This is a genomic window from Bradyrhizobium sp. Crot121, from assembly GCF_059512385.1.
The window spans coordinates 21,223-41,217 of the sequence record NZ_JCAMOR010000020.1; the positions used below are offsets into that span (position 1 = coordinate 21,223).

Here is a 19,995-nt window from a genome sequence, read left to right on the forward strand (position 1 = left end):
TCACTTCACTTCAGGGGGACGTAGACGTTGATCACCAGCTTGTCTTCCGCCGTCTTCAGCGGATCGGTGGTGTATTCCTCGATAAAGGTGTCTTTTGCTTCGAGTTTCTTGTCGTCGAGGTGATTGGTGATCGCCTCGTAGGTGTTGTCCATATTGTCGTAGGATCCGCGGTGGACGAACTTCAAGGCTTTGCCGTCAGGCGAGTTGCCCATGCTCATGTTCTTGCCGAGGTTCTTCACCTCCTGGTCGACAGGGATTTCCGCGATGAAGGTGAAGCCGGTGTCGTCGGTCGAGGTGTAGACGATCATCGCATTGCCTGTCGGCTTGATGTTCTGCTTCTCAAGCAGCGCCGTCAGCGCCTTCAGCGAATCGGTCAGGGAGTCGAACGCCGAGTCCCAGTTGGCGGAGCCCTTCACCATGACAACCTTCTTCGGCTCCAGCGTGAACTCCTCGCCGAAGGGGTCGGCCGTCTGCACCGGCGCGGAGGCCGGGGGCGTCGGACTCTGGGCGGTTGAAGGGGCGTCGGCCGGCGATTTGGTCTCGGCCGGCGGCGGCGCGGGAGTGGGGGCGGGCGCAGGCGGCACCGGCGAGGCCGAAGGTGCCGGCGAAGGCGAGGCGGCTGGAGCCGGCGCTTGCGCCAGCGCCACGCTGCCCCAGGCAATAGCGATTATCGGGACCAATGCGACCAATGCGCCGCGGAAACCATTGAATCGAATCATCTTGATATTCTCCATCCCCATCCCGAGCGGCCGCCTTTTTGTCCCGGCTGACGTCCGCAAGGCGCGATAGTCCTAACACGCAAGTTCCGCTTTCGTCCCATGACACTTGTGCCATGGGCGGCCGCGGGTGCGGAATGAATAGCGTCGTTTCGCGACATCATTCCGCTGCATCTTTCTGTCTGAGCGGGATCTTTTTCGGAAATGGACGCCGCTTTGCAGGGGGCGCCACCCTCCGGGTCCGGACCATGCTCTGGCCAATTCGGCGTCATTCGCCATATAAGGCAGGCATAAATTGGGAAATTCCATGAGCGCGCTCGCCAACCACGCATTCGCCAAGATGAACGGTATCGGCAACGAGATCGTCGTGGTCGACATGCGTGATTCGAAGGCTCAGGTAGCGCCGGAGGACGCCCGCGCGGTGGCCGCCCCGGCCGGCGTGCCCTACGACCAGCTCATGGTGCTGCAGCCGCCGCGGCTGCAGGGGACGGAAGCCTTTATCAAGATCTACAACAATGACGGCTCGGAAGCCGGCGCCTGCGGCAATGGCATGCGCTGCGTGGTGCGCCGGGTGTTCGAGAAGACCGGGCAGACCGCCGCCACCTTCGAGACCCGGGCGGGGCTGCTCAATTGCTGGCAGGGCCCGGCGCCCGATCTCTACACCGTCGACATGGGCACGCCGAAATTCGGCTGGCAGGACATTCCGCTGGCCGAGGAGTTTCGCGACACCCGTTATATCGAATTGCAGATCGGACCGATCGATGCGCCGATCCTGCATTCGCCCTCGGTCGTCAGCATGGGCAATCCGCACGCGATCTTCTGGGTGGAAGACGTCAACGCCTATGACCTTTCCGGCTTCGGGCCGCTTCTGGAAAATCATCCGATCTTTCCGGAGCGCGCCAACATCACGCTCGCCCATATCGTCGATGCCGACCACATCACGATCCGGACCTGGGAACGCGGGGCGGGCCTGACCAAGGCGTGCGGCTCGGCCGCCTGCGCGACCGCGGTGGCGGCGGCGCGGCTGAAGCGCGCCAGTCGTACCGTCGAGATCACGCTGCCCGGAGGCAAGCTCAATATCGAATGGCGCGAGCGCGACGACCACGTGCTGATGACGGGGACGGCGACCTTCGAATATGAAGGCCGCTTCGATCCTGCGCTGTTCGCCAGCGCCAGCGTCACCTGAGATGACCGTCGACGTCATCACCTTCGGCTGTCGCCTGAATGCGTTCGAATCGGAGCTGATCCGGCACGAGGCTGACAACGCCGGTCTTGCCGACACCATCGTCATCAATAGCTGCGCGGTTACCAATGAGGCGGTGGCGCAGGCGCGCCAATCGATCCGCCGGTTGAAGCGCGAGCGCCCCGAAGCGCGCATCGTCGTCACCGGCTGCGCGGCGCAGACCCAAGCGCAGATGTTCGCTGACATGGCGGAAGTCGATCGCGTCATCGGCAATGATGAGAAGACGCGAAGCGCAGCCTGGCAGGATGCACGCGCGGTGTTCGATGCGGGCCTTGGTGTCGCACCGAGCGAGAAGATCGCGGTCGCCGATATCATGGCGGTCAGGGAAATGGCGCCGCATCTGCTGGAAGGTTTTCAGAAGGGCCTGCCGCGGGTGTTCGTGCAGGTGCAGAACGGCTGCGACCATCGCTGCACCTTCTGCATCATCCCGTTCGGCCGCGGCAATTCGCGCTCGGTGCCGATGGGCGCGGTGGTCGATCAGGTCCGCGCGCTGGTCGAACGCGGCCATGTCGAGATCGTGCTGACCGGCGTTGACCTCACCAGCTATGGCGCCGATCTGCCGGGCACGCCCAAGTTGGGCACATTGACGCGGCAGATCCTGAAGCACGTGCCGGAGTTGCAGCGCCTGCGCATTTCCTCGATCGACTCCATCGAGGCCGATCGCGATCTGCTCGACGTGATCGGCAACGATGACAGGCTGATGCCGCATCTGCATCTGTCGCTGCAGTCCGGTGACGATCTAATCCTGAAGCGGATGAAGCGGCGGCACTCGCGTCAGGACGCGATTGCGTTCTGCGCGCAGGTGCGGCGGCTGCGGCCGGATATGGCGTTCGGCGCCGACATCATCGCGGGCTTTCCGACCGAGACGGAAGACATGTTTGCGCGCTCGCAGGATCTGGTCGCGGAATGCGACCTGACTTTCCTGCACGTGTTTCCGTATTCCAAGCGCCCGGGCACACCGGCCGCCCGAATGCCGCAGGTGGCAGGCGGAGAGATCAAGGAACGTGCGCGACGACTGCGCGCCGTGGGGGACGCGGCGTTGCGCAAGCGGCTTGCCGCCGAAGTCGGTGCGACGCGTCAGGTCCTGATCGAGAGCGACAGGCAAGGCCGCACGGAGCACTTTTTGCCAGTCGCGATCAGTGGCGAAACGCCGGGCGCGGTGCGGGCGCTTGCGATCAGTGGCCACGATGGTGCGAGGCTGACTATCTAGTTCTCCGTCATGCCCGGGCTTGTCCCGGGCATCCACGTCTTGCTTTTTTCTCAAACGGCACGACGTGGATGGCCGGGACAAGCCCGGCCATGACGAGCCCTGTATCTACTCCCCACTCCACCCGCACGCCCGCAGTCGCTCATGCATGTGCTCGGGCGCCGGCGCGATCACGCGCACCGGGTCCTTGTTCTTCGAGATCGGGATCACCAATTCGCGCGAGTGCAGATGCAGGCGCGGCTCGCCGAAGCGCGGGCCGTTGCCGTAGATGTTGTCGCCAAAGATCGGCCAGCCCATGGCGGAAGCGTGCACGCGCAATTGATGGGTGCGGCCGGTGACCGGTTCCATCGCGAGCCAGGCGAGACCGTCGCCGCGGCCGAGGACTTTCCAGTTCGTCACGGCCTTTTGACCTTCCGGGTCCGGCTTCTGCCACCAGCCGCGTTCGGCGTTCTTGCGGCCGAGCGGCAGATCGATCGTGCCTTGCTCTTCGGCAGGTCCGCCTTCGACCACGGCCCAATATGTCTTTGATATCTTGCCGTGCTTGAACAACAGGCCAAGCGAGGCGGTCGCCTTGCGATGCCGCCCAAGGACGAGGCAGCCCGAGGTGTCCCGGTCCAGCCGATGGGCGAGCACCGGCGGCCGCGGCAGGCCGAAACGCAGCGCGTCGAACGAGGCTTCCAGGTTGGCGCCGCCTTTTGGGCCACGATGCACCGGAATTCCGGCCGGTTTGTCGATCACCAGCATCAGGCCGTCGCGATGGAGCACGCGGGCCTCGATTTCCGCCGGCGTCAATTGTGGAACATCGTTCACGCGTCGAGACTTTCGTTTGCGGGGCGAAACGGCTAACACACCCGTGCCATGAACGATACCACTGCACCCAAACTGAGCTGGTGGAAGCGGCTCTCCAACGGGCTGAAGCGGACCTCGAGTTCGATCGGCACTGCCGTTGCCGGCCTCGTCACCAAGCGCAAGCTCGACCGCGCCATGCTCGATGATATCGAGGATGTGCTGCTGCGCGCCGATCTCGGGACCGATGTCGCCGTGCGCATCGCGGACGCCGTCGGCGCCGGACGCTACGACAAGGAGATCTCCGCCGACGAGGTCAAGGCCGTGGTCGCAACCGAGGTCGAGAAGGTGCTGGCGCCGGTGGCCCAGCCGCTCGAGATCGATGCGGCGAAAAAACCATTCGTCGTCCTCGTGGTCGGCGTCAACGGCTCCGGCAAGACCACGACCATCGGCAAGCTCGCGGCGAAGTTTTCCGCCGAAGGCCGCAAGGTAATGCTGGCCGCCGGTGACACCTTCCGCGCCGCCGCGATCGAGCAGCTCAAGATCTGGGGCGAACGGACCAAATCGCCCGTCATCGCCGGTGCCCAGGGTTCGGATTCCGCGAGCCTCGCCTTCAATGCGCTCAGCGCGGCCAAGGAGCAGAAGCTCGACCTGCTGCTGATCGATACCGCCGGCCGGCTGCAGAACAAAGCCGAATTGATGAACGAGCTCGAAAAGGTCGTGCGCGTGATCCGGAAGGTCGATGCCACGGCGCCGCATGCGGTGCTGCTGGTCCTCGACGCCACGGTGGGACAAAATGCGCTGTCGCAGGTCGAGGCCTTTCACCGTACTGCTGGCGTCACCGGCCTCGTGATGACGAAGCTGGACGGCACCGCGCGGGGCGGCATTCTGGTGGCGCTGTCGGAGAAACACAAATTGCCGGTGCATTTCATCGGCGTCGGCGAAGGCGTCGATGATCTTGCCCCCTTCACCGCGCGCGATTTCGCCAGGGCGATCGCAGGGATCGAGTAGTAATGGACAAGAAAGCACCGCATCCTCTGTTCAAGCTCGCAACCGAGCTTGGTCCGTTGCTCATCTTCTTCTTCGTCAATGCCAAGTCGAACCTGTTCATCGCCACCGGCGTATTCATGGTGGCCGTGGTGATTGCGATCATCGCGGCTTACCTCGTGACGCGGCATGTGCCCTTGATGGCGATCGTCACGGCGGTGGTTGTCGTCGTGTTCGGCACGCTGACGCTGATCCTGCACGATGAGACCTTCATCAAGATGAAGCCGACCATCGTCTACACGCTGTTCGCCGCGATTTTGGGCGGCGGCTTGCTGTTCGGCCGTTCCTTCATCGCGATCATGTTCGATCAGATGTTCAACCTCACCCCGCATGGCTGGCGCATCCTCACCTTCCGCTGGGCATTGTGGTTCCTGGCGATGGCCGTGGTGAACGAGATCGTCTGGCGCACCCAGACCACCGATTTCTGGGTCACCTTCAAGGTGTTCGGCATGGTGCCGCTGACGATGCTGTTTGCCGTCACCCAGATGCCGCTGATCAAGCGCTACCAGCTCGAGCCGGTCTCGCTGGAACGGAGCGAGGCGGAGGCCGGGGACGTCAGCAAGGGGTAGTCTTTCCGCCCGTCATTCCGGGGCACGCGTAGCGTGAGCCCGGAATCCATTTTGCCATTTGCGCTCGCGGGCCAATGGATTCCGGGCTCGTGCTACGCACGCCCCGGAATGACGGAGAAAACTACGTCCCGGCCTTCAGCGCCTTCTCGATCTCGACTTTGAGCACGCTGTCGAAATTCTGCGGCGTCACCGGTCCGACCATCTTGTAGACGATGGTGCCCTCGCGTCCGACGATGAAGGTCTCGGGCACGCCATAGACGCCCCATTCGATCGAAGCGCGGCCGTTGGCGTCGACGCCGACGATGCTGAACGGATTGCCGTAGCGGCCGAGGAAGCGGCGGGCGTTGTCGGGCGCATCCTTGTAGTTGATGCCGACGAGCTGCAGCCGGTTGTCCTTGGCGAGCTCGGTCAAGAGCGGCGCTTCGTCATGGCACGGCACGCACCAGGACGCCCAGACATTGACGAGGCTGACCTTGCCCTTGAAGGCGGCGGGATCGAGTCCGGGCACCTGCGCGCCATCTCTGGTCAACCCTTCGAGCGCGGGCAGCGCGGTTTGCGGCGCCGGCCGGCCGATCAGTGCCGATGGAATCCTCGAGGGATCGCCGCCATAGAGCCGCAGCAGGAATAGCGCGGCGAGGGCGGCAAAGACCACCAGCGGCAGCGCCACCAGCCAGCGCCGGCTCCGCGGCGCGGTTTCGGCAATGGGTTCGCTCATGAGATCTTTTCGGAAAACCGATTTCCCCTTTTCCGGATCATGCTCTAGATCTCCGCCGCGCTGCGCCCGGAGCGCCTGACAATGCCGCTGGCCTCGAGTTCGCGCAGCCGCGCCGTCTGCTGGCGGTAGTCGAGAAAGATCCAGACGATCAGCAGCACCACCACGGCTGCTACCAGCCCGTAGGATGTCGCAATGAAGGAGGCGTAGGGGCCGAGCGCTGCCATCATGCCGCCTTTTGATTGGCCTGCATCATCTGCAGGCTGCGCACCCTGCGGCGCAGGATTTCGTTCCGCATCGCCGCCAGGTGCAGCGTGATGAACAGCAGCGAGAATGCGACCGCCATCACCAGGAGCGGAATCAGGAAGGCATTATCCAGCGTCGGCCCGCCCATCCGGATCACGGATGCCGGCTGGTGCAGCGTGTTCCACCAGTCGACCGAGAACTTGATGATTGGGATGTTGATCGCGCCGACCAGCGTCAGCACCGCAGCGGCGCGCGCCGCGCGCGAGGGATCCTCCACCGCGCGCCACAGCGCGATCAGGCCGAGATACATCAAAAACAGGATCAGGACCGAGGTGAGCCGGGCGTCCCATTCCCAATAGGTCCCCCACATCGGCCGGCCCCATAGCGAGCCGGTGACGAGGGCGAGGAAGGTGAAGGCGGCGCCGATCGGGGCTGCAGCCTTTGCCGCGACGTCAGCGAGCGGATGTCGCCAGACCAGCGTGCCGAGCGAGGCGATGCTCATGATGCCCCAGACGAACATCGACAGCCACGCGTTCGGCACGTGGATGAACATGATCTTGACTGTCGCGCCCTGCTGGTAATCGTCCGGCGCCATCGCGGACTGGTAGAGCCCTATCAGCAGCAGGATCGCGGTCGCGCCCGCCAGCCACGGCAGCACGCGCGCGGTCAGCGCGAGGAATTTCGTGGGGTTGGCAAGGTCGATCAGGCTCATGGCTTTCTCTGATAGTCGCGGCCGGCGTCGCAAGCAATTGGCCCAAAACCTCTCGTGAAGAGTTGATTGACCTCAATCCAGCCCATGCCGCAGGCTGGCGGCTGCGGCAAAAGGCCCGACCACGAAACTCACCAGCGACAGCGCGCACAGGATCGAGAATGGGGTTCCGAACGACAGCGGGCCCGTGATCGCGGCTTGCGAGGCCGCGACGCCGAAAATCAGCACCGGAATCGATAGCGGCAGCACGAGCACGGCCAGCAGCAGCCCGCCGCGGTGCAACGTGACGGCGAGCGCCGCCCCGATCATGCCGGTGAAGGTGAGCGCGGGGGTTCCCGCCAGCAGCGTCAGCGCCACCGCCAAGGTCGCGGTGCCATCGAGATTGAGCAGCAGCCCGAGCACGGGCGTCGCCACGATCAGCGGCAGGCCGGCAGCAAGCCAATGCGCCAGCGCCTTCGCCGCGCAGGCGAGTTCCAGCGGCGTCCGGCTCATCACGATGAGATCCAGCGAGCCGTCCTCGTGGTCGGCCATGAACAGCCGGTCCAGCGTCAGAAGGCTCGCCAGCAGCGCGCCGAGCCAGAGGATCGCGGGTCCCAGCCGCGTCAGCAGCGCGAGGTCCGGCCCGACCGCGAACGGCATCAGCACGGTGACGGTGAGGAAGAACAACACGCCGATCAGCGCGCCGCCGCCGACGCGCAGCGCAATCCGGATGTCGCGCCGAATCAGTGCCGAGAGCGCGGTCATGACGCGGCCCCCATCCGCATTTCCCCGACATCGATGCCGAGCGGGGTGTGGGTGGCGGCGATCAGGATGCCGCCGCCTGCGAGATGATCGCGCATCAAAGTGACGAAGAGGTCCTGGCCTTTGGTGTCGAGCGCGGAGGTCGGTTCGTCCAGCAGCCAGACCGGCCGTCGCGCGACCAGCAGCCGCGCGATCGACAGCCGTCGGCGCTGGCCAGCGGAGAGGTAGGCGGCGGGCAGATGGGTCGCATGGTCAAGACCGACGGAGGCGAGGCATCGGCCGGCGTCATCCGATTCGCCGCCGAGAAAATCCCGCCAGAAGGAAAGATTTTCGAGCACGCTTAAGCCCGGCTTCAGCGCGTCGCGATGGCCGAGATAGTGCGCCTGCTCGGCCACCGTCAGTTCGGCCTCGCCGCCATCGAGCGTGATCGAGCCGTCCGACGGCACTAAGAGGCCGGCGATCACGCGCAACAGCGAGGTCTTGCCCGAGCCGTTGGGGCCGGTGATGGCAAGCGCTTCGCCGGATGATGCTGCAAAGCCTAATCCGGAAAACACTTCGCGGCCGCCCCGCACGCATCGCAAGTTTTGTCCTGAGAGCCGCATCATGTCCTTCACGGCCCTCTAGATCTGTCCAAGCACGATCGCCGCGCAGACGCTTCGCGTTTGTCGCGGGGAAAACCGGTCCCCACTTTTTTGGATCATGCTCAAAGAAATCTTTCGCTAGCCGTTGAGAATTTTTGGGTGGCGCAAGGCTGTGGCGCGCTCGTCGGTGTGGCGGCGCTTCTAGAAAGATTCTATAAGCCCCGGAACTTGATGCAGCACACCATCGGCCTCCGCAAGCGGGAAGCCGACCTCGCCGCTGCCGGTATAAAAATACCCTTGCCGGGTATAACGGAATAAGTGGGATTTCCTCGCATGACATCGCTCGACAGCTTCAAATGCCGCAAGACCCTGAAGGTCGGTGGCAAGACCTACGTCTATTACAGCCTGCCTACGGCAGAGAAGAACGGTCTGAAGGGCATTTCGAAGCTGCCATACTCGATGAAGGTGCTGCTTGAAAACCTTCTGCGCAACGAGGATGGCCGCACCGTCAAGAAGGAAGATATCGTCGCAGTCAGCAAATGGCTGAGGAAGCGCAAGCTCGAGCATGAAATCGCCTTCCGCCCCGCGCGCGTGCTGATGCAGGATTTCACGGGTGTTCCGGCTGTGGTCGATCTCGCGGCGATGCGCAACGCGATGCAGAATCTCGGCGGCGATGCGGAGAAGATCAACCCCCTGGTGCCGGTCGACCTCGTCATCGACCACTCCGTGATCGTCAACTTCTTCGGCGACAACAAGGCCTTCGCCAAGAATGTGGTCGAGGAATACAAGCAGAATCAGGAGCGTTACGAGTTCCTGAAATGGGGCCAGAAGGCATTCTCGAACTTCTCGGTGGTGCCGCCTGGTACCGGCATCTGCCACCAGGTCAATCTCGAATATCTGGCCCAGACGGTGTGGACCAAGAAGGAGAAGATGACGGTCGGCAAGAAGACCGGCACCTTCGAGGTCGCCTATCCCGATTCGCTTGTTGGTACTGATTCGCACACCACGATGGTTAACGGCCTTGCCGTGCTCGGCTGGGGCGTCGGCGGCATCGAGGCGGAAGCCTGCATGCTCGGCCAGCCCTTGTCGATGCTGCTGCCCGAAGTGGTCGGCTTCAAGCTCAAGGGACAGCTCAAGGAAGGTGTCACCGCGACCGACCTGGTGCTGACAGTGACGCAGATGCTGCGCAAGCAGGGCGTCGTCGGCAAGTTCGTCGAGTTCTTCGGCCCTGGCCTCGATTATCTTTCGGTCGCGGACAAGGCGACGATCGGCAACATGGCGCCGGAATATGGCGCGACCTGCGGCTTCTTCCCGGTGGACGCCGCGACCATCGATTATCTCAAGACCTCCGGCCGCAAGGCGGACCGTGTCGCGCTGGTCGCCGCCTATGCCAAGGCGCAGGGCCTGTTCCGCACGGCGAAATCGACCGATCCGGTGTTCACGGAAAAGCTGATTCTCGATCTCAAGGATGTCGTGCCGTCGATGGCCGGGCCGAAGCGCCCAGAGGGCCGCGTCGCCCTTCCTGCGGTCGCGACCGGCTTCGCAACGGCGCTCGCCAGCGAATACAAGAAGGCCGATGATGCGGAGAAGCGCTATCAGGTCGAGGGCCGCAACTTCGATCTCGGCCACGGCGACGTCGTGATCGCGGCGATCACCTCCTGCACCAACACCTCCAATCCGAGCGTTCTGATCGGCGCAGGCCTTTTGGCACGCAACGCGGTCGCCAAGGGCCTGAAGGCGAAGCCTTGGGTGAAGACCTCGCTTGCCCCGGGCAGCCAGGTGGTGGCGGAATATCTCGCCAATTCCGGCCTGCAGGCCGATCTCGACAAGGTCGGCTTCAACCTGGTCGGCTTCGGCTGCACCACCTGCATCGGCAATTCCGGCCCGCTGCCGGAAGAGATTTCGAAATCGATCAACGACAACGGCATCGTCGCCGCCGCCGTGCTGTCGGGCAACCGCAACTTCGAGGGCCGTGTCAGTCCTGACGTGCAGGCGAACTATCTCGCCTCGCCGCCGCTGGTCGTAGCGCACGCGCTGGCAGGCACCGTGACCAAGGATCTCGCGGTCGAGCCGATCGGCGAGGGCAAGGACGGCAAGCCGGTCTACCTGAAGGACATCTGGCCGACCGCGAAGGAAATCAACGCCTTCATGAAGAAGTTCGTCACCGCGTCGATCTTCAAGAAGAAATACGCCGACGTGTTCAAGGGCGACACCAACTGGCGCAAGATCAAGACGGTCGAGAGCGAGACCTATCGCTGGAACATGAGCTCGACCTATGTGCAGAACCCGCCCTATTTCGAGGGCATGAAGAAGGAGCCCGAGCCGATCACCGACATCGTCGAGGCGCGGATCCTCGCCATGTTCGGCGACAAGATCACGACCGACCACATCTCGCCGGCCGGCTCGATCAAGCTGACGTCGCCCGCCGGCAAATTCCTGAGCGAGCATCAGGTGCGGCCGGCCGACTTCAACCAGTATGGTACGCGGCGCGGCAATCATGAGGTCATGATGCGCGGAACCTTTGCCAACATCCGCATCAAGAACTTCATGCTCAAGGGTGCCGACGGCAATATTCCGGAAGGCGGAAACACCAAGCACTGGCCCGACGGCGAGCAGATGTCGATCTACGATGCCGCGATGAAGTACCAAGCGGAAGGCGTGCCGCTGGTGGTGTTCGCCGGCGCCGAGTACGGCAACGGCTCATCGCGCGACTGGGCGGCCAAGGGCACCCGCCTGCTCGGTGTTCGCGCGGTGATCTGCCAGAGCTTCGAGCGCATCCATCGCTCCAATCTGGTCGGCATGGGTGTGCTGCCACTCACCTTCGAGCCGGGCGCGTCATGGCAGTCGCTCGGCATCAAGGGCGACGAGAAGGTCACGATTCGTGGCTTGCAGGGCGATTTGAAGCCCCGCCAGATGCTGACGGCGGACGTCACCTCCAGCGATGGCAAAGTGCAGCATGTCCCGCTGCTTTGCCGCATCGATACGCTCGATGAGCTCGATTATTATCGCAACGGCGGCATCCTGCACTACGTGTTGCGCAAGCTCGCGGCCTAACGCGGATTTGTGATCGGTGCCTCACTGCTACGTGAATGGCTAGGAAAATGCGGGCGGCCTATGAAAAAGGCCGCTTTCGCACGTCAGGGGCATGCTCTTCAGGGTCGTCTCTCATGCCCCGTACAAGTACGGATGGAAATCATCACGATCGGTTCTCAGAATGACAGCGATGATGGCCTATAATCGTCTTTCGCTTTGGTCCGGCGCGCTCAGTGTTTGCGCCATTATCGCGATCATCCGACCCGCCCACGCCGATCCGCGTGCGGTCGTCGAGCTCTTCACCTCACAGGGTTGTTCGTCCTGCCCGCCCGCCGACAAGATCATCGGCGAACTCGCCAAGGACCCGAATGTCATCGCGCTCAGCATGCCGATCGACTACTGGGATTATCTCGGCTGGAAGGACACGCTGGCTGATTCGCGCTTCAGCGCGCGCCAGAAAGCCTATTCGCATGTGCGCGGCGACCGCGACGTCTATACGCCGCAAGTCATCGTTAACGGCTCGGCGAAGGTGATCGGCAGCGATCGCGTCGGCATCGAGACTGCGATCAAGGATACCGCGACCGAGGGCGTGATGTCGGTGCCGGTGACGATGTCGCTGTCCGGCAAGCAGATCAATGTCTCGGTGGCGGCGAGCAATGGGCCGCGCGTCAAGCATGGCGAAGTCTGGATCTGCTCGATCTCCAAGGCGGTGCCGATCTCGATCGGGCGCGGCGAGAATCGCGGGCAAGAGATCACCTATCACAACGTGGTGCGTAACCTGTTGAAGGTCGGCGACTGGAATGGCAGCGCGGGAAGCTGGACTGTGCCGATCGAGAACATCTCGCGTGAAGGCGTCGATGCCGCCGTCGTCTATGTCCAGGACGGCAATCGCGACAAGCCGGGCCCCATGCTCGGCGCGGCCATGACGCCGCTGCGGTAAGGTCTAAATCAAACCCGCCACATCCTGTCATTCCGCGCGCGCATCGCGTGAGCCCGGAATCTCTCGCCATCAACCTCCAGATTCCGGGCTCACGCTGTCGCGTGCCCGGAATGACGTGTCGTGAGGGACCCCCAAAAAAGAAAAGGACCAACTCTCGTTGGCCCAGTCAAAAGGGAGTTAACTCCCCTGCGAACAGGCCCGGTCCCGACGGCCCCGGGGGGCTGGGGGCTGAGGAATCCGGAACCGAAAGAACCGGGCCAACGCAGGATTTCCTTTTCGCAGGGCAGCGGGGCGGGCGGTGGGCGGAAGTGGGGCAGCAATAAGATTCTTTCTAACGATACTGTGACTCCTGGAAAATCTTCCCATTCGTCGCACGGCGGCTCTGAACCCTTGCGGCGCTGCCCGGTTAGCGCAATCATGTCAGCCGCATGACAGGAGGCGCTTGATGATATTGATATCGGAGGACAGCGATCCAAGCGGGCTTCGCGCGGCGGCGCGGCCCGTCGCTGCCAGCCCGCTACAGAACCGCGTCACGTTCAATCGTCTCGAACTCAATCGCATCCTCAATCTCTATGGCCGCATGGTCGCCGATGGCGAGTGGCGGGATTACGCCATCGACTTCCTGAAGGATCGCGCCGTGTTCTCGGTGTTCCGCCGCTCCTCCGAGGTCCCGATCTACCGAATCGAGAAGGACCCGCGGCTCGCCCGCAAGCAGGGCATGTACAGCGTGATCTCGGCGACCGGCCTGATCCTGCGCCGTGGCCATGAGCTGGAGCGCGTGCTGCTCGTGATCGACCGCAAGCTGGCGGTTGTTTAAGGCCGCGGCGTCCGTCATTCCGGGGCGCGAAGCGAACCCGGAATCTCGTGCGGCAAATTGCGCTCTCATCAACCTCTGGATTCCGGGTTCGCGCTTACGCGGGCCCCGGAATGACGGAGAATTAACGCCGGCCCGGATCCTCGGTCGGTATCGTGGTCGCGCCGTCGCCGAGCGCGCGCTGCATCATCACCGTGTCGAGCCAGCGGCCGAATTTGAGGCCGACGCTCGGATGGATTCCGATCAGCGTGAAGCCGGTCTTGAGGTGAACGCCGATTGAGCCGGCGTTGGCGGAGTCCCCGATCACCGCGATCATCTGCCGGTAGCCGCGCGCCTCGCATTCGCTGATCAGCCGCTGCAGCAGTTGCAGGCCGACGCCGCGGCGGTGGATCGAGGGATCCAGATAAATCGAATTCTCCACCGTGAAGCGATAGGCCGGACGCGGGCGGTAGGCGCCGGCATAGGCATAACCGACCACGCCTCCGTCAAGGGCAGCGATGAAATAGGGAAAGCCGCCATCCGTCAGCGCCCTGAAGCGGCGCGTCATCTCCGCCAGGTCCGGCGGGACCAGCTCGAACGTCGCGGTGCCGAAGCGCACCGCGTGCTCGTAAATTGCAGTGACGGAGGGAAGGTCGGCCTCGGTGGCGGGCCTGATCTCGACGGCGGACATGGCGGCAAGATAGCAGCAGGTTTCCCGGGAGCAACGCTCTCCTTATCTGTCATGGCCGGGCTTGACCCGGCCATCCACGCCTTTCTCGTCAATGGTGGATGCTCGGGAACGAGCCCGGGTAGGGGACTGAGTGCGCAAACGAAAAGCCCCGGCGGTGAGGCCGGGGCTTCGATCGTTGGTACTGCCGGAGGCGCTTAGTCGCGCTGTCCGAGGAGCTGCAGGAGCAGCGTGAACAGGTTGATGAAGTTCAGGTAGAGCGAGAGTGCGCCGGTAATCGCCGCACGCTCGGCAATCGCGCCACCCTGCGAGGCGTAGCCGTAGATGTAGTCGTTCTTCAGCCGTTGGGTATCCCAAGCGGTGAGGCCCGCGAACACCAGCACGCCGACCACCGAAACGATGAACTGCAGCGCCGAGCTCGCCAGGAACAGGTTGACCAGGCTGGCGATGATGATGCCGATCAGGCCCATGAACAGGAACGAGCCCATGCCGCTCATGTCACGCTTGGTGGTGTAGCCGTAGAGGCTAAGCGCACCAAAGGTCGCCGCGGTGATGAAGAACACCCGCACGATCGAGGTGTGCGTATACACCAGGAAGATCGACGACAGCGAGAGGCCCATCAGCGCCGAGAACACCCAGAACAGGAGCTGAGCAGTCGCGGGCTGAAGCCGGTTAATGCCGGCCGAGATCACGAACACCATCACCAGCGGTGCGAGGATGAACAGCCACTTCAGCGGGCTGACGAACATCGCATAGCCGAACTGCGTCAGATAGGCGTTGCCGAACTTTGCGACGGCTGCGGACGGATCCGCCGTCACCGCCGCCATATAGACGCCGAGCGCGGCCAGGCCCGTGATCGCGAGGCCGATCGACATGTAGTTGTAGATGCGCAGCATGTAGGCGCGCAGACCGGCGTCGACCGTCGCAGTGTCAATGCGACCGGCGGCCCGGCCGAAGGGAGAGGCATAGTTACGGTCTAGGTCCGACATGGTCGAATTCCCGTGGTTGTTCCGGTCGCAAGGGATTTGCGGGACCGAGTATAATCTATCTCAGATAGCGCGGCCTGCGGACATTAAAATCCGTGTCATCAAACCGCCCATCCGACCCAAGGCGTATGTGGGAAACTAACACAACCGCCGCAAGCTTCCACGCGCGGCTGAATGTCGCTCTGGCCCTTATTTCAAGGCAAAGCCGGTGTTAACCGGCCTCGTTCCCCGCTTCAAATTGTCACAAATTCCGCAACACGGCCGCGGGCTTCTGGTTCAAGGCCAGCAGCGTGCCGGCCAGCCCGAGCCCGACGGTGACGATCAGCGCCGCGACCACCACCGCTGCGGCGCTGCCAGCCTCCCAGACGAAACTCAGCGTCATCAGCCGGGTGACGATCAGCCAGGCGGCGATCGAGCCGGCGAACACGCCGAACAGCGCGGTGGCGAAGCCGATCATCAGATATTCCAGCGCATAGGCGCCCAGCAGGCGGGCGCGGGTGGCGCCGAGCGTCTTCAGGATCACTGCGTCATAGACGCGGTGGCGGTGGCCGGCGGCGAGCGCGCCGCCCAGCACCAGGATGGCCGAGATCAGCGTCACCGCGCTGGCGCCGCGGATCGCCAGCACGAGATTGGTGACGACGCTGCCGATGGTCTCCAGCGCCTCGCGGACCCGGACGCTCGTCACCATCGGGAAAGCGTCGGCGACCTGCTTGATGATGCGGGCGTCGTCGGAAGGGGACGGATGCGCCTCCGTCAGGGTCGCCACATGGCTGTGCGGGGCGCCCTTGAAGGCGTTGGGCGAAAACACCAGCACGAAATTGATGCCGAGCCCCTGCCAGTCGATGTTGCGGAGATTGGCGATCTTCGCCGAAATGTCGCGGCCGAGCACGTTGACGACGATCTCGTCGCCGATCTTGAGCCTCAGCCCGTCGGCGATCTTCTTCTCCATCGAGACCAGCGGCGGGCCGTGATAGTCGGCGCCCCACCATTCGCCCTCGACGACCTTCGAGCCTTTGGGAACCTCCCCGGTGTAGGTGAGGCCGCGGTCGCTCTGCAGCACCCATTCGGCGTCGACCGATGGTTTCAACTCGTCCGCCTTGACGCCGCGGGCGGCAACGATGCGCCCGCGCAGCATCGGCACGTCCTCGACCGTTCCGTCCGGCGTGGTCTGCTTCAGAAAAGCGCTGAACCGGTCGGCCTCGGTGGAGGGAATATCAATGAAAAAGAACGAGGGGGCGCGGTCGGGCAGGGCGGCGAGGAATTGCCGGCGCAGATTGCCGTCGATCTGGGTGATGGTCACGAGCACGGCGAGCCCGAGGCCGAGCGAAAGCACCACCGATGGCGTCAACGCGCCTGGCCGGTGGATGTTGGCGACCGCCAGCCGTACCATGGTGACGCGGCTACGCGGCAGCCGGCGCGCCAGCGCCATCAACCCGGCGGCGATCAAACGGAGCAGCACGAAGACTGCGATAGAGGAGGCGACGAACACGGCGGCGATGCGCTTGTCGTAGGAAAGTCCGACCGCAACCGCGATCAATAGCGCGATCACCGCGCCCATCAGCGCCAGATAGCTCCAGCGCGGCCGGTGCCATTCGCTGGCGACCGTATCGCGGAACAGCGCCGCGACCGGCACGTCGTGCACCCGGCCGAGCGGCCACAGCCCGAACGCGAGCGCGGTCAGGAGACCGTAGACGAACGACAATGCGAGTTCATCGGGATGCAGCGCCGGGATCACCGGCAGCGGCAGCAGCTTCCCGAACACGCCGACGATGACGAAGGGCAGGGCCGCGCCGAGCGCCAGCCCGATCACCGAGCCGATGGTGGCGAGCACGATCACCTGGGTCAGATAGATCGTGAAGACGTCGCGGCCGGTGGCGCCGAGCGCCTTGAAGGAGGCGATGACGTCGCGCCGACGGTCAATGTGGCTCTTGACGGCGTTGGCGACGCCGACGCCGCCGACCAGCAGCGCGGCGAGCCCGACCAGGGTCAGGAACTGGGTGAAGCGGTTGATATTGCGTTCGAGTTGCGGCGAGGCGTTGTCGCGGCTGCGGATCTCCCAGCCGGCTTCGGGCAGCGCATTGCGCGCGCCATCGATGAACGTCGTGGTCGCGCGGTCGTCATTGGCGTTGCCCGGCAGCTTCACGCGGTAGATCCAGCGCACCAGACTGCCGGGCTGCAGCAACCCGGTTGCGCGCAGGCCCGCCTCGCTGACGAGGAAGCGGGGGCCCAGGCCAACGCCGCCGACGAGCTTGTCCGGCTCGGCCTCGACCACGCTGCGGATCTGGAACGTCGCGCCGCCGATGCTGACGTCGTCACCGAGCTTCAGATCAAGCCGCGCCAGCAAGGTCGAATCGACGCCGGCGCCGAACACGCCATTGCGTTCGGCGAAGAGGTCGGAGACCGGCATCTTCGGATTGAGCGTCAGTTCGCCGAGCAGCGGATAAGACCCGTCGACGGCCTTGAGTTCGACCAGCGCCAGCGTGCCCGCCGGATTGCGCGCCATCGCGCGCAGCGTTGCCCCGACTGAGACGTCGCCATGTGTGCGCAGGAACGCGATTTCAGCCGGCTTGGCCTCGCGCTGCATCAGGGAAAAGCTGACGTCGCCGCCAAGCAGCGTCCGGCCCTCGCGTGTAAGCCCTTCGCTCAAGCTTGCCGCCACCGAGCCGACGCCGGCGATGGCCATCACGCCGAGCGCGATGCAGGCGATGAAGACGTAGAAGCCGCGCAGGCCGCCGCGCAACTCGCGCAGCGCATAGCGGAGCGCAAGCGACGGTGCGCGGCTCGTCGTGGCAGCCTCGACAGCAATGCTCATGTTGCGGACTGTCCGTCGATCCGTCCCGAACGAAGCCGCACCACGCGGTCGCAGCGCTGCGCCAGCGAAGAGTCATGGGTGACGAGCACCAGCGTCATCCCGCGCTCGGCATGTTTGGTGAACAGGAGGTCGACGATCTGCTTGCCCGTTGCCTCATCGAGATTGCCGGTCGGCTCGTCCGCGACCAGGATCGCGGGATCGGGCGCCAGCGCACGCGCGAGCGCCACGCGCTGCTGCTCGCCGCCGGAGAGTTGCGTCGGATAGTGGTGCAGCCGGTGGCCGAGGCCGACCGATGTCAGTTCCGCGGCGGCGCGCTCGGCGGCGTCGGGATTGCCGGCAAGTTCGAGCGGCACCGCGACATTTTCTAGCGCCGTCATGGTGGGGATCAGGTGGAACGACTGAAAGACGATACCGACCTGGCGGCCTCGGAAACGCGCCAGCGCGTCCTCGTCCAGCGTATTGAACGGCGTGCCATTGACTACCACCTCACCGCTGTCAGGACGTTCCAATCCCGCCATCACCATCAACAGCGTCGACTTGCCCGAGCCTGACGGCCCGATCAGTCCGATCGCTTCCCCCGATGCCACACGAAGGCTGATATCCTTCAGGATATGAACCCGGGCCGCACCGGTGCCGAGCGAGAGGTTGACGTTGGAAATGGAAACGGAGTCCGGCGCGACGCCGGAGAGCGAAGAGGATTCTATGAGACTGTCCATGGCTCGGTCATATGGCACTTCCGCCGCGCGGGTCGAGGGTCGGATTGCGACCCTCGCGCACATACTTGTGTTGATTGTGGCCTTGATGACGGTGGCTACGGCAACTGCACAGGGACAATCGGCCGGGGCGGCCAAACCGATCAAGATGGTGGTATTGGGCGATTCCTTGAGCGCCGGGCTTGGTCTTCCGGCCAATGCCGCGTTCCCCGCGAAACTACAAAAGGCTTTGGAGACCAAGGGGATAAGGGTCGATATGATCAATGCCGGGGTGTCCGGCGATACCGCCTCCAGCGGCCGCGAGCGGCTCGATTGGTCGGTGCCCGAGGGAACCGACGCCGTCATCCTCGAACTCGGAGCCAACGACGGGCTGCGCGGCACCGATCCTGCGGTGACCCGTGCCGCTCTCTCCGACATTCTGTCGCGGCTGAAGGCGCGCGGAGTGGCGGTGCTCATCTGCGGCATGCTTGCGCCGCCCAACTACGGAAGCGACTATGCGGCGCGCTTCAATGCGATCTATCCGGAGCTTTCGAAATCTTTCGGCGTGCCGCTTTACCCGTTCTTTCTTAAGGGTGTCGCGGCCGATGCGAAGCTCAACCAGGCCGACGGCATGCATCCGACCGCTGATGGCATCGACATCATCGTAAAAAATATGCTGCCCACCGTAGAGGCATTTGTTGGCACGATCTCCGGGCAGCGGAGTTGAAAAACAGGCAGTGGACAAGCCTGGCCTGCGGTTTCTCCGTAGGTTTACGAGCTGTTAATGTCGCCTGCTTCGCAGAGTCATATAAGTCGGGTACAAATAATCACCGGTGATTCGCTGCCGGGCTATTCTCAGCGAGGGCTCTTCGAGCTCACGCTCTGCATCGAGGATCTTGCGATGCCGCGTCTGTTCACTGGACTGGAAATCCCGGCCGAAATCGGCCAGACCCTTTCCAGCTTGCGTGGCGGCCTTCCCGGCGCACGCTGGATCGATCCCGAAAATTATCACGTCACCTTGCGCTTCATCGGCGATATCGACGGCGTCTCCGCCAACGAGATCGCGTCGATGTTGCTGCGGATCAACCGCAAGCCGTTCGAGGTCAAGCTGCAGGGGCTGTCGAGCTTTGGCGGACGCAAGCCGCGCGCCGTGGTTGCCTCCGTCGAGCCGAGCAAGCCGTTGATCGACCTGCAGGCCGAGCTTGAGCGGTTGATGCAGCGGATCGGGCTCGATCCGGAAGGGCGCAAATTCACGCCGCATGTCACGCTGGCGCGGTTGCATGACGCTTCGAGCCAGGACGTCGCCGACTATCTCTCGGTGCGCGGCTACTTCCCGAGCCGCACCTTCCTGGCTTCGCGCTTCGTGCTGTTCTCCTCGCGCGCCTCCACCGGCGGCGGACCCTATGTGGTCGAGGATTCATACGCGCTGAGCGCGTGAGCGCCGGTCAGGGCGTAGATGGCGACGTGGGGATTCCTCCGGGCCAACCACCGGGG

The 19,995-nt window shown here is 63.9% G+C and carries 20 protein-coding genes; 9 read left to right on the forward strand and 11 right to left on the reverse strand.

Annotated elements, in window-relative coordinates; all coding sequences use genetic code 11:
- Positions 1-5: 5 nt before the first annotated feature.
- Positions 6-719: a GyrI-like domain-containing protein gene (locus tag AC5ZGW_RS19035; protein WP_463328377.1), complete on the reverse strand. Its 714-nt coding sequence runs from the start codon at positions 717-719 to the stop codon at positions 6-8.
- A gap of 304 nt (positions 720-1,023) precedes the next feature.
- Between AC5ZGW_RS19035 and dapF the strand changes: the two genes are divergently transcribed.
- Positions 1,024-1,902 carry a diaminopimelate epimerase gene (gene dapF, locus AC5ZGW_RS19040; RefSeq protein WP_130228359.1) on the forward strand — a complete coding sequence of 293 codons (879 nt, stop codon included), beginning with the start codon at positions 1,024-1,026 and terminating at the stop codon, positions 1,900-1,902.
- Between the two features lies 1 nt (position 1,903).
- Complete coding sequence (gene mtaB / locus AC5ZGW_RS19045) at positions 1,904-3,169, forward strand: tRNA (N(6)-L-threonylcarbamoyladenosine(37)-C(2))-methylthiotransferase MtaB (protein WP_130228360.1); 1,266 nt, start codon at positions 1,904-1,906, stop codon at positions 3,167-3,169.
- A 105-nt stretch (positions 3,170-3,274) separates the two neighbouring features.
- Here mtaB and AC5ZGW_RS19050 read toward each other — a convergent pair whose 3' ends face one another.
- Positions 3,275-3,976 (reverse strand): RluA family pseudouridine synthase, encoded by a 702-nt coding sequence (locus tag AC5ZGW_RS19050; RefSeq protein ID WP_165435416.1) that lies wholly within the window; start codon positions 3,974-3,976, stop codon positions 3,275-3,277.
- A gap of 48 nt (positions 3,977-4,024) precedes the next feature.
- Between AC5ZGW_RS19050 and ftsY the strand changes: the two genes are divergently transcribed.
- Together ftsY and AC5ZGW_RS19060 are read left to right on the forward strand one after the other, a co-directional pair.
- Positions 4,025-4,963 carry a signal recognition particle-docking protein FtsY gene (ftsY, locus tag AC5ZGW_RS19055; protein ID WP_130228361.1) on the forward strand — a complete coding sequence of 313 codons (939 nt, stop codon included), beginning with the start codon at positions 4,025-4,027 and terminating at the stop codon, positions 4,961-4,963.
- Positions 4,964-4,965: 2 nt separating this feature from the next.
- The gene (locus AC5ZGW_RS19060; protein WP_028166221.1) at positions 4,966-5,568 is read left to right on the forward strand and encodes a septation protein A; all 603 of its coding nucleotides are present in this window, start codon (positions 4,966-4,968) and stop codon (positions 5,566-5,568) included.
- A gap of 121 nt (positions 5,569-5,689) precedes the next feature.
- Here the strand turns inward: AC5ZGW_RS19060 and AC5ZGW_RS19065 are convergent, their stop codons facing one another.
- The 5 genes from AC5ZGW_RS19065 to ccmA all read right to left on the reverse strand — a co-directional run bounded on the left by AC5ZGW_RS19065 (position 5,690) and on the right by ccmA (position 8,578).
- Positions 5,690-6,283, reverse strand: coding sequence for a DsbE family thiol:disulfide interchange protein (locus tag AC5ZGW_RS19065; RefSeq protein WP_130228362.1), 594 nt, complete (start codon positions 6,281-6,283; stop codon positions 5,690-5,692).
- Between the two features lie 44 nt (positions 6,284-6,327).
- Positions 6,328-6,510, reverse strand: a complete 183-nt coding sequence (ccmD, locus tag AC5ZGW_RS19070) for a heme exporter protein CcmD (protein WP_028166223.1) — start codon at positions 6,508-6,510, stop codon at positions 6,328-6,330.
- Positions 6,507-7,238, reverse strand: a complete 732-nt coding sequence (locus AC5ZGW_RS19075) for a heme ABC transporter permease (protein WP_130228363.1) — start codon at positions 7,236-7,238, stop codon at positions 6,507-6,509. The genes ccmD and AC5ZGW_RS19075 overlap by 4 nt, the downstream gene beginning before the upstream one ends.
- 72 nt (positions 7,239-7,310) lie before the next feature.
- Positions 7,311-7,979, reverse strand: a complete 669-nt coding sequence (ccmB, locus tag AC5ZGW_RS19080) for a heme exporter protein CcmB (protein ID WP_130228364.1) — start codon at positions 7,977-7,979, stop codon at positions 7,311-7,313.
- Positions 7,976-8,578, reverse strand: a complete 603-nt coding sequence (gene ccmA / locus AC5ZGW_RS19085) for a heme ABC exporter ATP-binding protein CcmA (protein WP_130228377.1) — start codon at positions 8,576-8,578, stop codon at positions 7,976-7,978. Before ccmA ends, ccmB begins: the two co-directional genes overlap by 4 nt.
- Positions 8,579-8,890: 312 nt before the next feature.
- Between ccmA and acnA the strand changes: the two genes are divergently transcribed.
- The 3 genes from acnA to AC5ZGW_RS19100 all read left to right on the forward strand — a co-directional run bounded on the left by acnA (position 8,891) and on the right by AC5ZGW_RS19100 (position 13,347).
- Positions 8,891-11,611: an aconitate hydratase AcnA gene (gene acnA, locus AC5ZGW_RS19090; RefSeq protein ID WP_130228365.1), complete on the forward strand. Its 2,721-nt coding sequence runs from the start codon at positions 8,891-8,893 to the stop codon at positions 11,609-11,611.
- 160 nt (positions 11,612-11,771) lie between these two features.
- On the forward strand, positions 11,772-12,530 hold the full coding sequence (locus AC5ZGW_RS19095) for a DUF1223 domain-containing protein (protein WP_028166228.1): 759 nt from the start codon (positions 11,772-11,774) through the stop codon (positions 12,528-12,530).
- A gap of 445 nt (positions 12,531-12,975) precedes the next feature.
- A complete protein-coding gene (locus tag AC5ZGW_RS19100; RefSeq protein ID WP_130228366.1) occupies positions 12,976-13,347 on the forward strand; it encodes a DUF2794 domain-containing protein in 372 nt (123 codons plus the stop codon).
- Positions 13,348-13,468: 121 nt separating this feature from the next.
- On the opposite strand, the gene AC5ZGW_RS19105 is transcribed toward AC5ZGW_RS19100, so the two are convergent.
- The 4 genes from AC5ZGW_RS19105 to AC5ZGW_RS19120 form a co-directional block, all read right to left on the reverse strand.
- Complete coding sequence (locus AC5ZGW_RS19105) at positions 13,469-14,014, reverse strand: GNAT family N-acetyltransferase (protein WP_130228367.1); 546 nt, start codon at positions 14,012-14,014, stop codon at positions 13,469-13,471.
- Positions 14,015-14,208: 194 nt separating this feature from the next.
- On the reverse strand, positions 14,209-15,000 hold the full coding sequence (locus tag AC5ZGW_RS19110) for a Bax inhibitor-1/YccA family protein (protein WP_028166231.1): 792 nt from the start codon (positions 14,998-15,000) through the stop codon (positions 14,209-14,211).
- A 238-nt stretch (positions 15,001-15,238) separates the two neighbouring features.
- Positions 15,239-17,809, reverse strand: coding sequence for an ABC transporter permease (locus tag AC5ZGW_RS19115; RefSeq protein WP_130228368.1), 2,571 nt, complete (start codon positions 17,807-17,809; stop codon positions 15,239-15,241).
- On the reverse strand, positions 17,806-18,525 hold the full coding sequence (locus AC5ZGW_RS19120) for an ABC transporter ATP-binding protein (protein ID WP_130228369.1): 720 nt from the start codon (positions 18,523-18,525) through the stop codon (positions 17,806-17,808). The genes AC5ZGW_RS19115 and AC5ZGW_RS19120 overlap by 4 nt, the downstream gene beginning before the upstream one ends.
- On the opposite strand from AC5ZGW_RS19120, the gene AC5ZGW_RS19125 reads away from it, so the two are divergent.
- A complete protein-coding gene (locus tag AC5ZGW_RS19125; protein WP_130228378.1) occupies positions 18,524-19,228 on the forward strand; it encodes an arylesterase in 705 nt (234 codons plus the stop codon). The two genes, AC5ZGW_RS19120 and AC5ZGW_RS19125, sit on opposite strands and share 2 nt — an antisense overlap.
- A 174-nt stretch (positions 19,229-19,402) precedes the next feature.
- On the forward strand, positions 19,403-19,939 hold the full coding sequence (gene thpR, locus AC5ZGW_RS19130) for an RNA 2',3'-cyclic phosphodiesterase (protein ID WP_130228370.1): 537 nt from the start codon (positions 19,403-19,405) through the stop codon (positions 19,937-19,939).
- Positions 19,940-19,995: the final 56 nt, after the last annotated feature.